14 protein-coding genes are annotated in these 12,798 nt (G+C 75.3%); 9 read left to right on the top strand and 5 right to left on the bottom strand.

Features of this window, described 5'->3' with window-relative positions:
• The first annotated feature begins 62 nt into the window (after positions 1-62).
• The 3 genes from JD79_RS07700 (at position 63) to JD79_RS07710 (ending at position 2,308) form a co-directional block, all read left to right on the top strand.
• Positions 63-443, top strand: a complete 381-nt coding sequence (locus tag JD79_RS07700; protein WP_110005043.1) for an FKBP-type peptidyl-prolyl cis-trans isomerase — start codon at positions 63-65, stop codon at positions 441-443.
• Positions 444-573: 130 nt separating this feature from the next.
• Positions 574-1,587: a cation diffusion facilitator family transporter gene (locus JD79_RS07705; protein ID WP_110005044.1), complete on the top strand. Its 1,014-nt coding sequence runs from the start codon at positions 574-576 to the stop codon at positions 1,585-1,587.
• A gap of 28 nt (positions 1,588-1,615) precedes the next feature.
• A complete protein-coding gene (locus JD79_RS07710; RefSeq protein WP_110005045.1) occupies positions 1,616-2,308 on the top strand; it encodes a DsbA family oxidoreductase in 693 nt (230 codons plus the stop codon).
• 51 nt (positions 2,309-2,359) lie between these two features.
• On the opposite strand, the gene JD79_RS07715 is transcribed toward JD79_RS07710, so the two are convergent.
• Both JD79_RS07715 and JD79_RS07720 read right to left on the bottom strand, forming a co-directional pair.
• Entirely contained in the window at positions 2,360-2,602 is a 243-nt protein-coding gene (locus tag JD79_RS07715) for an acyl carrier protein (RefSeq protein ID WP_075014112.1), read from the bottom strand.
• A 70-nt stretch (positions 2,603-2,672) separates the two neighbouring features.
• Positions 2,673-2,918 carry a hypothetical protein gene (locus JD79_RS07720; RefSeq protein ID WP_110005046.1) on the bottom strand — a complete coding sequence of 82 codons (246 nt, stop codon included), beginning with the start codon at positions 2,916-2,918 and terminating at the stop codon, positions 2,673-2,675.
• A gap of 73 nt (positions 2,919-2,991) precedes the next feature.
• Here JD79_RS07720 and JD79_RS07725 point away from each other — a divergent pair, with 73 nt between their 5' ends.
• The gene (locus tag JD79_RS07725) at positions 2,992-3,333 is read left to right on the top strand and encodes an ArsR/SmtB family transcription factor (RefSeq protein ID WP_110005047.1); all 342 of its coding nucleotides are present in this window, start codon (positions 2,992-2,994) and stop codon (positions 3,331-3,333) included.
• Positions 3,330-3,857, top strand: coding sequence for an SRPBCC domain-containing protein (locus JD79_RS07730; RefSeq protein WP_110005048.1), 528 nt, complete (start codon positions 3,330-3,332; stop codon positions 3,855-3,857). The genes JD79_RS07725 and JD79_RS07730 overlap by 4 nt, the downstream gene beginning before the upstream one ends.
• 3 nt (positions 3,858-3,860) lie before the next feature.
• On the opposite strand, the gene JD79_RS07735 is transcribed toward JD79_RS07730, so the two are convergent.
• The gene (locus tag JD79_RS07735; RefSeq protein ID WP_110005049.1) at positions 3,861-4,277 is read right to left on the bottom strand and encodes a hypothetical protein; all 417 of its coding nucleotides are present in this window, start codon (positions 4,275-4,277) and stop codon (positions 3,861-3,863) included.
• Between the two features lie 41 nt (positions 4,278-4,318).
• Positions 4,319-5,500, bottom strand: coding sequence for an NADH:flavin oxidoreductase/NADH oxidase (locus JD79_RS07740; RefSeq protein ID WP_110005050.1), 1,182 nt, complete (start codon positions 5,498-5,500; stop codon positions 4,319-4,321).
• 230 nt (positions 5,501-5,730) lie between these two features.
• Between JD79_RS07740 and JD79_RS07745 the strand changes: the two genes are divergently transcribed.
• The 3 genes from JD79_RS07745 to JD79_RS07755 all read left to right on the top strand — a co-directional run bounded on the left by JD79_RS07745 (position 5,731) and on the right by JD79_RS07755 (position 9,608).
• Positions 5,731-7,536 (top strand): phosphoenolpyruvate carboxykinase (GTP), encoded by a 1,806-nt coding sequence (locus JD79_RS07745; protein WP_245899911.1) that lies wholly within the window; start codon positions 5,731-5,733, stop codon positions 7,534-7,536.
• A gap of 175 nt (positions 7,537-7,711) precedes the next feature.
• On the top strand, positions 7,712-8,938 hold the full coding sequence (locus JD79_RS07750; RefSeq protein ID WP_110005052.1) for an MFS transporter: 1,227 nt from the start codon (positions 7,712-7,714) through the stop codon (positions 8,936-8,938).
• Between the two features lie 4 nt (positions 8,939-8,942).
• Positions 8,943-9,608, top strand: coding sequence for an acVLRF1 family peptidyl-tRNA hydrolase (locus tag JD79_RS07755; protein WP_110005053.1), 666 nt, complete (start codon positions 8,943-8,945; stop codon positions 9,606-9,608).
• 22 nt (positions 9,609-9,630) lie between these two features.
• Here JD79_RS07755 and JD79_RS07760 read toward each other — a convergent pair whose 3' ends face one another.
• Positions 9,631-10,662, bottom strand: a complete 1,032-nt coding sequence (locus JD79_RS07760) for a zinc-binding dehydrogenase (RefSeq protein ID WP_170149146.1) — start codon at positions 10,660-10,662, stop codon at positions 9,631-9,633.
• 92 nt (positions 10,663-10,754) lie between these two features.
• Between JD79_RS07760 and JD79_RS07765 the strand changes: the two genes are divergently transcribed.
• Positions 10,755-12,794 carry a HelD family protein gene (locus JD79_RS07765; protein WP_110005054.1) on the top strand — a complete coding sequence of 680 codons (2,040 nt, stop codon included), beginning with the start codon at positions 10,755-10,757 and terminating at the stop codon, positions 12,792-12,794.
• Positions 12,795-12,798 lie beyond the last annotated feature (4 nt).

The raw sequence follows: 12,798 nt of genomic DNA on the forward strand, positions 1-12,798 counted from the left end.
GCCGCTGGTTGGATGTCCGGGACCCGTCGGGGACCCACCCGGCGCCGATCCGAGGAGGACCGATGGCCCAGCCCCTGAGCCGTCCCGACGTCGAGCCGCCCACCGGCCCCGCCCCCGACGACCTGGTGATCGAGGACCTCGTCGTCGGCGACGGCCCCGAGGCCACGGCCGGTGACCTCGTCAGCGCGCACTACGTCGGCGTCACCCACGACGGCGGCGAGCAGTTCGACGCCTCCTGGGACCGCGGCGACCCGCTGGAGTTCCGCCTCGGCGTCGGCATGGTCATCCAGGGCTGGGACGAGGGCATCCAGGGCATGCGCGTCGGCGGCCGGCGCCGGCTGACCATCCCGGCGCACAAGGCCTACGGCGACCGCGGTGCCGGCGGCGTCATCCAGCCGGGCGCCACGCTCGTCTTCGTGGTCGACCTCGTCGGCGTCCGGTAGCGGACCGCTCCGTCCCCGCGCTCGTGCTCTGCCCCCGATCGGGGCAGAGCACGAGCCCGCCGGCAGACACCGGCGCGGAGGGGACCCGACCGGCGGTTGTGGTGGGCAACCACGGGGCACCGCAGGGGCCATGAGCGAACCGGTGCCCACCCGTGGCCACGCGCTGGTGGAGGAGTCGCAGAGCGCCGGTGGCGGGTCGGGCGGCGGTGAGTCCACCGGCACCGTCGTCGTCGCCGGGCTGGCCAACCTGGGCATCGCCATCGCGAAGCTGGTCGGGGGCCTGATCAGCCACTCCTCGGCGATGCTGTCCGAGGCCGCGCACTCGGTGGCCGACACGATCACCGAGGTCCTGCTGTTCGTCGCGCTCAAGCGCGGCGACAAGGCGCCCGACGCCCGGCACCCGGTCGGCTACGGCCGGGAGACCTACTTCTGGGCGCTGCTCGCCTGCCTGGCCACCTTCACCCTCGGCGCCGGCTTCTCCTTCTACCAGGGCGTCGAGACGATCCTCGAGGGCGAGGAGCAGGGCTCGCCGCTGATCGCCTACGTCGTCCTGGCGGTCTCGTTCGTCCTCGAGGGCGCGTCCTGGCTCAAGGCCGTCCGGCAGGTCCGCGGTGCGGCCAGGAAGTGGGGGACGACGCCCCGGCGCTACCTCGCCGAGACCAGCGACACCACGGTCAAGGCCGTCACCTTCGAGGACAGCGCCGCGCTGGTCGGCCTCGTCCTCGCCGCGCTGGGCCTCTTCCTCGAGCAGGTCACCGGCGACCCGGTGTGGGACGGCCTCGCCGCGATCCTCATCGGCGTCCTGCTCCTGGTGGTCGCCGGGTCGCTGGCGCGGGCGAACGTCTCCCTGCTCATCGGCCAGTCGGTGGCCCCGCGGCTGCAGGACGAGCTCCGCGCCGAGATCGCCGGGCTGCCGCAGGTCGACGACGTCCCCGTCCTGCTCACCACGGTCATCGGCCCCGGGCAGCTGGCGGTCATGGCCAAGGTCGACTTCGCCGACACCGCGACCGTCGCCGACATCGAGCGGGCCTCCGACGAGGCCGAGCGGCGGCTCGTCGCCCGGCACGAGGGCGTCCGCTACGTCTTCCTCGACCCGACCCCGGGCGACGGGCGGGCCCGGGCGGAGGCGCACCGGCCGGAATGAGCACGCGCGGCCCGCGGTTGACCGGGCCGTGCGCATCGAGGTCTGGTCCGACGTCGTCTGTCCGTGGTGCTACATCGGCAAGCGCCGGCTGGAGACCGCGCTGGAGCGGTTCCCCCACCGCGACCAGGTCGAGGTCGTCTGGCGGTCCTTCCAGCTCGACCCCTCGGTCCCCGAGGGCGAGACGCACCCGACCCTCCCGGCGCTGGCCGCCAAGTACGGCCGCCCGGTCGAGGACGTGCGGGCGATGATGCGGCACGTCGAGGAGACCGCCGCCGGCGAGGGCCTGTCCTACGACCTCGCGAACGGCGTCAGCGGCAACACGCTGCTCGCCCACGAGCTCACCCACCTCGCCGCCGAGCACGGGCTGCAGGGCGAGATGGAGGAGCGGCTGTTCGCCGCGTACTTCACGGAGGGCCGCCCGGTCTTCGACGTCGACTCGCTGGCCGCGCTGGCCGTCGAGGTGGGCCTCGACGAGGCCGAGGTGCGCGCGGCGCTGGCCGACTCCCGCCACCGCCCGGCCGTCCTCTCCGACGTCGCCACGGCGCGGGCGCTCGGCGCCACCGGGGTGCCCTTCTTCGTCGTCGACCGGGAGTACGGCGCCTCGGGCGCCCAGCCGGCCGACCTGCTGCTGCAGGTGCTCGAGCGTGCCTGGGCCGACGCCCACCCGCTGCTGACCGTCCCCGCCGCCGAGGGCTGCGACGGCGACACCTGCGCGGTCTGAGCACCACGAGGGCCCCTTCCCCGGTGTGGGGAAGGGGCCCTCGTCGTCCGATCACTGGGTGGCGGGGCCGCCCTGCTCGGTGCCGGAGATGTTCCTCAGCAGCTCGTGGCAGCGCCGGGCGCGTGCCGAGTCCTGCTCCATGACCTCGCGGAAGAAGGCGGCGACGTCGTCCAGGCCGGCGTTCTCGGCGTCCCGGACGTACTGGCCGTAGTCGTGCCCCGCCTTCAGCGAGTGGTACTGCACGGAGATCAGGTCGAACGTGACGTCCTCGAAGCCGGTCTCACCGGTGGCCATGGCGACCTCCTCGTCGTGGGGGTGGGACGCCGGTCCAGGTGCCCCGCGGGCGCGGACCGAAAACGGGCGCTCAGGCGGGGTTGCGCGGTGCCCCGGAGGACGCGCCGCCGGTGACGTCGCCGCCACCCGCGTCGTCGGCGAGCGTCCGACCGGCCGTGGTCTCCGGGTCGTCGGCGGTGAGCTCGTCCTCGCCGGTCGACGCCGGGTCGTCGTCGGTCGAGGCGAGGTCCGCGCCCTCGGCGAAGGCGCCGGGGTCGGCCTGCGTCGTCCGGGGGTCGTGGAGCGGATCCGGGACGTCGGGGTCGGTGACGGTCATGCGTCGTCCCTGCCCCTGTGGCCGCGACGGCAACCGCTCGCCGGATGCGTAAGCCGTGTGTTACACATCCGGCGTGGAGGCGCTCGCGGCACTCGCGGACCCGACCCGGCGGCAGCTCCTGGCGCTGCTCCGGGACGGCGAGCTGCCCGCGGGTGAGCTGGCCGGCCGGTTCGCCGTCAGCCGCCCGGCCATCAGCCGGCACCTGCGCGTGCTGCGGGAGGCCGGGCTGGTGTCCAGCCGGGTCGAGGGCCGCCGGCGGCTCTACGCGCTCGACCCGCGCCCGCTGCGGGAGGTCGACGACTGGCTGGGGTCCTACCGCGACCTCTGGGCCCAGCGGTTCGACGCCCTCGACAGCGAGATCGCCCGCGGCCGCCGGGCCCGGGTCCATCCCCCGACGGACGGAGATCCCCCGTGACCGACCCGACGAGCCCCGCCGACCCGCCGATCGACCGCCGCGGTGTGGTCACCGAACTGCCCGACGGCCGGCTCCGGCTGGAGTTCCGCCGCTCGTGGTCCGACGGGCCCGACGCCGTCTGGGCCGCACTCACCGAGCCCGACCGGCTGGCCCGCTGGTTCGGCACCTACGAGGGTGGGCGTTCCCCCGGCGCCCGGGGGACCCTGACGATGACGCACGAGGCCGAGCCGGCCGGTGAGGCGGTGCGCATCGCCGAGTGCGACCCGCCGCGCAGGCTCGTCGTCGAGTGGGCCGAGCAGCAGGACTGGCGGGTCGAGCTCGCCCTCGCCGTGGAGAGCGGCCGGACGACCCTGCACTTCGTCCAGGTCTTCGCCGCCGGCACCGACGTCACCGACTTCGCCCTCGGCTGGCACTGGTACCTCGACAAGTTCGACGCCGTGGTGGGCGGGCGCCCCGACCCCGGCGACTGGGACGCCTTCCTCGCGGCGACCGGCCCGGAGTACGGCCGGGCGGCCCACGCCTGAGTCTCAGGAGACGGCGCCCGGCCTGCTCAGGACGGCCATCGCCGCCGCCAGGCCCAGCCCGGCGACGACGAGCGGCGTCTCGACCGGGTCGGCGCCGCCGCGGGTGAGCCGCCGCCGGACCAGCCGCTCCTGCACGTAGCCGGGGACCATCCCGGCGCTGAGCAGCCGCAGCGCCCGCCGCGCGGGCTCGTCGGGCCCCGCCGCCAGCCGGGACACCGCCCACCCCTGGACGGCGAGCATCCACACGGGAGCGGCCAGCGCGGACCCGATCCACAGCGAGTCGCGCCCCACCCGGTCCGGGCTCCCGGTGAGGAACGGCAGGTCGAAGTGGTGGCGACGGCGCAAGGCGAGCACCTGGCCGGCGAGGCCTGCGGCGAACTGGGCGGCGGAGACGGCGACGAGCGCCGAGCGGGACGGCATGGGCCGGGGACCGTAGCGGGACCGGCGGCGTCCCGGGGCGATCAGTCGCGCGCCGGCACCTGCACGGGCTCCGGGCCGGTCCACGGGCCGAGCCTGCCGAGGAACTCGTGGCGGCGGCCCAGCCGCGGTCCCGCCTGCACCGGGTAGGTGTCGTGGGAGCCGGTGAGGTCGCGGGCGGCGTGGACGGCGAAGTTCGGGTCCTCCTGCGCCTCCCGCGCGAGGGCGACCAGGTCGGCGAGCCCGCCGGCGACGACGGCCTCGGCCTGCCGCGCGTCGACGATCAGCCCGACGGCCATCGTCGCGATCCCGGCGCCCTCGCGGATGCCGGCGGCGAAGGGCACCTGGTAGCCGTAGCCCAGCGGGTGGTCCCAGCCGCCCAGGCCGCCGCCGGAGGCGTCCACGACGTCGACCCCGCGGGCGCGCAGCTCGCGGGCGAGGGCCACGGTGTCCTCCAGCGTGATCCCGTCGGTGGTGCCGTCGACGGCCGACACCCGCACGAACAGCGGCCGGTCCTCCGGCCACGCCGCGCGCACGGCCTCCACCACCTCGAGGGGGAACCGCCACCGGGCCTCCCGGCTCCCGCCGTAGGCGTCGGTGCGCCGGTTGGACAGCGGGGAGAGGAACTGGTGCAGCAGGTAGCCGTGCGCGGCGTGCACCTCGACGACGTCGAACCCGGCGGTGAGCGCCCGGCGGGTGGCGGCGACGAAGGCCTCGCGCACCTCCGCCAGCTCCGCGACCGTCAGCTCGTGCGGCACCGGTGAGCCGGGAACGGCGGGCACCGGGCTGGCCGAGACGGTCTGCCACGGCTCCTCGCCGGGGAGCGCGGTCCCCGGCGTCACCGCCGCACCGCCCTCCCACGGGCGGTGGCTGCTGGCCTTGGCGCCGGCGTGCGCCAGCTGGATGCCCGGGACCGCGCCGGAGGCGCGCAGGAAGCCGGCGATCCGCGCCAGCCCGGGCACGTGCGCGTCCGACCACAGGCCGACGTCGCCGTGGCTGATCCGCCCCTCCGGGGTCACCGCCGTCGCCTCGACGACGACCGTGCCGAAACCGCCGAGGGCGAAGCGCCCCAGGTGCACCAGGTGGTAGTCGCCGACCAGGCCGTCGGTCACCGAGTACTGGCACATCGGGGCGACCACCAGCCGGTTGGAGAGGGTCACCCCGCGCAGCGCCAGGGGCGTGAAGAGGGCGGGGAGGGTGCCGGATCCGGGCGTGAGACTGGTCACGTCGAGCTCCCAACACCGCTCCGACCTGCGGTGTTCCCGGTCCCCACCCCGCGCGGACCTAGACGTCCTAGACGTAACGTCTCTCACCGTTACGGGCGGGTGTCCCCGCTTGTACGCTGACCCGACCCGGACGGCCGGACGAGTTCCGCCGGACCCGGGTCACAGCACGCACCGGCGCCGGCGTCCCTCGACACCCGGCGTGCCCAGAGGATGGAGACGCCGTGACTTCCGTGGCCACCCCCGGTCTCGAGAACGCCCCCACGACGCACGCCCGGCTGCTCGCCTGGGTGCGCGAGATGGCGGAGCTGACCACCCCGGACCAGGTGGTGTGGGTGGACGGCACGGACGAGGAGTGGGAGCGGCTCACCCAGAAGCTGGTCGACGCCGGCACCTTCACCCGCCTGGAGAAGAAGCCCAACTCGTTCTGGTGCGCCTCCGACCCCAGTGACGTCGCGCGCGTCGAGGACCGCACCTTCATCTGCTCGGTCGACGAGGCCGACGCGGGGCCCACCAACAACTGGATGGCTCCCGACGAGATGAAGTCGATCATGACCGAGCTCTACCGGGGCTCGATGCGCGGCCGGACGATGTACGTCATCCCGTTCTGCATGGGCCCGGTCGAGGCCGAGGACCCGATGTTCGGCGTCGAGCTCACCGACTCGGAGTACGTCGTCGTCTCCATGCGGGTCATGGCGCGCATCGGCAGCCGGATCCTCGAGGCCATGGGCACCGACCGGCCGTTCGTGCCGGCGATGCACTCCCTCGGCGCCCCGCTCGAGCAGGGCCAGGAGGACGTGCCCTGGCCGTGCAGCCAGACCAAGTACATCGTGCACTTCCCCGAGGAGCGGGCCATCTGGTCCTATGGCTCCGGCTACGGCGGCAACGCCCTGCTGGGCAAGAAGTGCTACTCGCTGCGGATCGCCTCGGCGATGGCCCGCGACGAGGGCTGGCTGGCCGAGCACATGCTGATCCTCAAGCTGACCAGCCCGCAGCAGAAGACGTACTACGTGGCCGGGGCCTTCCCGTCGGCCTGCGGCAAGACGAACCTGGCCATGCTCGAGCCGACCATCCCCGGGTGGAAGGTCGAGACCATCGGTGACGACATCGCCTGGATGCGCTTCGGCGAGGACGGCCGGCTCTACGCCACCAACCCCGAGTACGGGCTGTTCGGCGTCGCCCCGGGCACCGGCTGGGACACCAACCCGAACGCGATGCGCACCATCGACAACGGCAACTCGGTGTTCACCAACGTCGCGCTCACCGACGACGGCGACGTCTGGTGGGAGGGCATGACCGAGGAGCCGCCGGCGCACCTCACCAGCTGGAAGAAGCAGGACTGGACGCCGGACTCCGACGAGCCCTCGTCGCACCCGAACTCGCGGTTCTGCACCCCGATCACCCAGTGCCCGATCCTGGCGCCGGAGTACACCGACCCCAAGGGCGTGCCGATCTCGGCGATCCTCTTCGGTGGCCGCCGCAAGACCACGATCCCGCTGGTCACCGAGGCGCGGGACTGGAACCACGGCGTGTTCATGGGCGCCACGCTCTCCTCGGAGACGACGGCCGCGGCCACCGGCGCCGTCGGCGTCGTCCGCCGCGACCCCTTCGCCATGCTGCCGTTCATCGGCTACAACGCCGGTGACTACTTCCGGCACTGGGTGGAGACCGGCAAGGCGCACGACGCCACCAAGCTGCCCCGGATCTTCTACGTGAACTGGTTCCGCCGTGACTCCGACGGCGGCTTCCTGTGGCCGGGCTTCGGCGAGAACAGCCGCGTCCTCAAGTGGGTCGTCGAGCGCCTCGAGGGCACCGCCGCCGCGGAGGAGACCCCGGTCGGCCACGTCCCGGCGCCGGGCTCGCTCGACGTCTCGGGCCTGGACGTGACCGAGGACCAGGTCCGCCTGGCGCTCACCGTCGACAAGGACGAGTGGCGGCAGGAGGTCCCGCAGATCACCGAGTGGTTCGAGAAGTTCGGGGACAAGCTGCCCAGCACCATGTGGGACGAGCTGGAGATCCTCAAGAGCCGCCTCGCCTGAAGACCCCCACCGCGCGAGCTCGCGGTGGGACCCCACGGCCCCGCACGGACAGCGTCGTCCGGGCGGGGCCGTGCTCGTCCGCTCACACACCGCCAGGTGCCTCCCAGCCCGGCACCCGGACGTCGGTTAGCGTGACGGGCGAACCAGCGTCCCCCTGACGACAGGTCGCTCCCCGGTGCCCAATCCCTACCTGCACGTGCTGCGCACGCCGCACGCGCTGCCCATGGTGCTCGCCGCCTTCATCGGCCGGCTGCCGCTGTCGATGGTCGGCCTCGGCTGCGTCCTGCTGATCGCCGACGAGACCGGCTCCTACGGGCTGGGCGGCACCGTCGCGGCCGCCGGCGCGGTCACCACCGCCCTGGCCGGCCCGGTCCTCGGCCGGCTCGCCGACACCTTCGGCCAGCGCCGCACCCTGCTCCCCGTCGTCGCGCTCTTCGCCGCGGCCGGCGCGCTGTTCCTCACCGCGGTGAAGGAGGACTGGCCGCGCTGGACCTTCTTCGTCACCGCCGGCGTCGCGGGCGCGTGCATCCCGCCGGTCGCCTCGATGATCCGCGTGCGGTGGACCCACCTGCTGCGCGGCACCACGCGGCTGCCCGCGGCGCTGGCCATGGAGTCCGTCGTCGACGAGATGGTGTTCATCGTCGGGCCGGTGCTCGTCACGTTCCTCTCGACGACCGGGCACGCCACCTCGGGCGTGGTCACCGCCTTCACCCTCGCCGTCGTCGGCGCGCTGCTGTTCGCCGCCCAGGGCCGCACCGAGCCGCCGCCGCACGGCCACGAGGCACGCAGGGGCCCCTCGGCCATCCGGACGCCGGGCCTGCGGGTGCTGTTCGTGGTCGGTGCCGCCGTCGGGTCGATCCTCGGCACGCTGGAGATCGCGCTGGTCGCCTTCGCCGACGAGGTCGGGGCGATGGCGCTGTCGGGCGTCCTCATCGCGGGGCTCGCCGTCGGGTCGATGGTCAGCGGCATCGGCTGGGGCGCGGTGCACTGGCGGCACCCGCTGCGCCACCGGCTGCTCGTCGTCCTGGTCGTGCTCACCGTCCTGTCCGTGCCGCTGGTCCTCATCGGCAACGTCTGGGTGATGATCCCGTTCGTCGTGCTGGCCGGGGTGGCGGTCTCGCCGTCGCTGATCAGCTCGTTCACCCTCGCGGAGCTGATCGTGCCGAAGTCCGCCGTCACCGAGGCGTTCACCTGGATCGGCACCGCGCTCGGCCTCGGCGTCGCCGTCGGCACCTCGATCGCCGGGAAGGTCGTCGACACGGTCAGCGCCAACGCCGCCTTCCTCGTCGCGACCGTCTCCGCCGGGATCGCCGCGGTGGTCGTGATCGCCGCGCAGCGGCTGCTGCACGTGCCGGCCGAGAACCTCGCCGAGCCGGCGCTCGCCGGTGAGGTCACCGGCTGAGCGGGTGACCCGTCCCCGGCCGGCGGCCGGCGGCGGCCGCGTCCTCGGCGTGGCGCCGGAGCGGCTGGGCCGCTGGCTCGACGGCGTCGTCGCGCGGCACGGAGCGCTCGAGGCGAGGGCCGCCGACGACGGCGCGGTGGGCGTGACGTGCGCCGACGGCACCACCCTGACGCTGCGCGCACCCTTCGGGTGGACGCCGTCGGCCCCGGTGCTGACCGCCTTCACCGCCGCCGCACGGCAGCCGCGCCGCGCCGCGGTCCTGCTCGTGCGCCGCGGCCGCTGGGCGACCGGCGTGTTCGACGGTCCCGACCTGGTCGTCTCCAAGGTCGACAGCCGCCTGGTGCAGGGCCGCAGCGCCGCGGGCGGCTGGAGCCAGCAGCGCTTCGCCCGCCGCCGCGGCAACCAGGCCGACGCCGTCGTCACCGCGGCCGCCGACACCGCCGCCCGGGTGCTGCTCCCGCACGCCGGCGGGGTGGCCGCGCTGTTCACCGGGGGCGACCGGGGGATGGTCGACGCCGTGCTCGCCGACCCCCGGCTCGCGCCGCTGGCGGCGGTGCGCCGGGAGCCGGCGCTGGAGGTCGGCGAGCCGACGAAGGAGGTCCTGCTCGCCGCCCCGGCGCAGTTCCGCGCGGTGCAGGTCCACATCGTGGAGCCCGGCGAGCGCCACTAGCGCTGTCGAGGCCCCGCGCGGATCAGCCGTTCGGCTGCAGCACCAGGCGGATCGGGTTGCCCTCCTTGCGCTCGAGCATCTCGATGCCGCGAGCGGCCTCCTCCAGCGGCAGCGTGCCGGAGACCGAGCGGGACAGGTCGAGGCGGCCGTGCCGGACCAGGCGCACGAGCTGCTCCACGTGCTGGGGCTCGGAGCCGTAGTGGCCGAGGATCCGCTGGGAGAAGTAGCTGAACTGGGTGCCGTTGCGGATGGTCAGCGGCTGGTCGGTGAGGCCCACCAGCACCAGCGCGCCCTCGCGCTCCAGGCAGCGCACGGCCTGCTCGCGCACCGGGGCGACGCCGGCGAAGTCGAAGGCGTACGCCAGGCCCGCCCCGCCGGTGAGCTCCCGCACCCGGGTGGCGACGTCCTCGGAGGGGTCGAGCGCGAGGTCGGCGCCGAGGGTCAGCGCCCGCTCCCGGGCGGACCCGACCGGGTCGACGGCGACGATCGGCGCCGCGCCGGCCAGCCGCAGCAGCTGCACCGCGTGCGCGCCCAGACCGCCGATGCCCCACACGCCCACCGGCTCACCGGCGCGCACGCCCGCGGTCGTGACGATCGAGGCCCACGGCGTCGAGACGGCGTCGGGGACGATGCACGCCTGCTCGAAGGGCAGCTCGTCGGGGATGGGGACCAGCGTCTCGGCGGTGGCCAGCGCGTACTGCGCCCACCCGCCGTCGTAGTCGACGCCACGGGTGTGGATCCACCCGTCCACCTCCTCGCCGGCCTGCAGGGTGACCCGCTCCCCGGGCTGCCGGCCGGTCACGCCCTCGCCGAGCCCGGCGACCACGCCGGCGACCTCGTGCCCGAGGGTGACCTCGTCGCCCTGCAGGAACAGCGGGTCGAGCTGGCCGTCGACGAGGTGGACGTCGGAGAGGCAGATGCCCGCGGCGCGCACCTCGACGAGGACCTGGCCGGGGCCGGGCGTCGGGCGCGGCACCTCCTTCACCTCGAACTGCCTGGTGCGCACGTTGAGCCGGCCGGCGAGCATGGAGTCGGGCAGCGTCGAGTGGGACATGGCCCGATCCTCCCCACGGGCCGTACCCGCCACACCGGCGCCCCGGGGAAGGGGGTGACGCGCGGCACGTCCCGGCGTAGCGTCCACCGACCGTGTCAGCGACATCGACCGACACGACCGGGACCGTCACCCCCACCGACCCCGTCCTCGTCGCCGAGCGCGCCCACCTCGCCCTCGCCGACGACTGCCTGGCCGGGATGCGCACCGCCGCCGGCGCCGTCGTCGACGCCGGCGTCGACGCGTGGGCCTCCGAGCGGCTCGGCGCCGCCCGCGCCGAGCGGCTGCGCTCCCTGGCCGCGGACCCGGGCGTCCCCGCCTTCTTCGGCCGCACGGACGCTCCCGACGAGACCTTCCACATCGGGCGCCGGCACGTCCGCGACGCCGCGGGCTCCCCGGTGGTCATCGACTGGCGGGCCCCCATGAGCCGGCCGTTCTACCGGGCCAGTGCCGCCGATCCGCAGGGCCTGGTCCGCCGTCGCCGGTTCGGTTTCTCCGGCGGGGAGCTCACCAGCTACGAGGACGAGCTCCTCTCCGCCGGCGAGGAGGGCGACGGCTCCCTCCTCCGGGCCGAGATCGAGCGCCCGCGCAGCGGCCCGATGCGCGACATCGTCGCCACCATCCAGCCCGAGCAGGACGAGATCGTCCGCGCCCCGCTGGCCGAGTCGGTCTGCGTCCAGGGCGCCCCGGGCACCGGCAAGACCGCCGTCGGCCTGCACCGCGCCGCCTACCTGCTCTACACGCACGGCGGGCAGCTGGCGCGCACCGGCGTCCTGGTCGTCGGCCCCAACCGGGCGTTCCTGCGCTACATCGAGCAGGTGCTGCCCACCCTCGGCGAGGTCGACGTCGACCAGACGACGGTCGCCGAGCTCACCGGCCGGGTGCCCGTGCGGGCGCAGGACGCCCCGGAGGTCGCCGTCCTCAAGGGCGACGCCCGCATGGCCCAGGTGCTCGAGCGGGCGCTCTGGGGCGCGATCGCCAAGCCCGTCGACGACGTCCTGGTCCCGCTGGCCGGCCGCCGGTACCGGGTGCCGGTGGAGCGGCTGAAGCGGTTCGTCGACGACCTGCGCCGCCGCGGCCGGGTCGCCGACGACCAGCAGCGGCTGCACTACGCCGCGGGGCGGGAGCGGCTGGCGATGCTCCTGGCCGAGGACGCGCGCCGGCAGAAGGAGGAGGCAGGCGGCAGCCCGACCGACGCCGAGACCCGCCGGGCCGCGCGCAGCCCGGAGGTCCGCGCGTTCTGCGACGCCGTCTGGCCCGCCCGCGACCCCGCCGGCCTGGTCGCGGAGCTGCTCGGTGACCCCGCCGTCCTCGCCCGCGCCGCCCGGGGCGTGCTCACCGACGAGGAGCAGGCGCTGCTGCACCGGCCGGCGCCGCGCTCGGTCCGCACCGCGCCCTGGACCGGGGCCGACGCCGTCCTGGTCGACGAGGCGGCGGGGCTGATCGAGCGGACGGCCGGCTACGGGCACGTGGTCGTCGACGAGGCGCAGGACCTCTCCCCGCTGCAGTGCCGCGCGGTGGCCCGCCGGCTGGCCGCCGGGTCGCTCACCGTGCTGGGCGACCTCGCCCAGGCCACCAGCCCCTGGTCGCCGGGGGACTGGGCGCCCACGCTCGCGGGCCTCGGCCGGCCGGAGACCGCCGTCCGCCCGCTCACCCGCGGCTACCGGGTGCCGGGGGAGGTCCTCGACTACGCCAACCGGCTGCTGCCGGCGATCGCGCCCGGCCTGCCGGTGGCCACCGCGCTCCGGCGGGACCCCGGTGCGCTCACCGTCCGGCCGGTGGCCGACCTCGCCGGGCCGCTGGCCGGGGTGGTGGCCGACCTCGCGGCCGGTCCCGGATCGGTCGGCGTGGTCTGCGCCGACGCCGCGGTGCCCGAGGTGGCGCGGCTGCTGGGCGCCGCGGGGCTGGAGGCGGCGTTGCTCGCCGACGACGGGTCACCCGCCACGCGGATCGCCGTCGTCCCGGCGACGCTGGCCAAGGGCCTGGAGTTCGACGCCGTCGTCGTCGCGGACCCGGCGGCGATCGTGGCCGCCGAGCCGCGCGGGCTGTCGCGGCTGTACGTGGTCCTCACCCGCGCGGTGAGCACCCTCGTCGTCCTGCACCGGGACGACCTGCCCACCGTCCTGGCCGGCTGAGGTG

Source organism: Geodermatophilus normandii, assembly GCF_003182485.1.
Classification (GTDB): Bacteria; Actinomycetota; Actinomycetes; order Mycobacteriales; family Geodermatophilaceae; genus Geodermatophilus; species Geodermatophilus normandii.

Coding starts and splice junctions, on each gene's coding strand:
- JD79_RS07700 (WP_110005043.1), top strand. CDS start 63: ATGGCCCAGCCCCTGAGCCGTCCCGACGTCGAGCCGCCCACCGGCCCC.
- JD79_RS07705 (WP_110005044.1), top strand. CDS start 574: ATGAGCGAACCGGTGCCCACCCGTGGCCACGCGCTGGTGGAGGAGTCG.
- JD79_RS07715 (WP_075014112.1), bottom strand. CDS start 2,602: ATGGCCACCGGTGAGACCGGCTTCGAGGACGTCACGTTCGACCTGATC.
- JD79_RS07720 (WP_110005046.1), bottom strand. CDS start 2,918: ATGACCGTCACCGACCCCGACGTCCCGGATCCGCTCCACGACCCCCGG.
- JD79_RS07735 (WP_110005049.1), bottom strand. CDS start 4,277: ATGCCGTCCCGCTCGGCGCTCGTCGCCGTCTCCGCCGCCCAGTTCGCC.
- JD79_RS07760 (WP_170149146.1), bottom strand. CDS start 10,662: ATGTCCCACTCGACGCTGCCCGACTCCATGCTCGCCGGCCGGCTCAAC.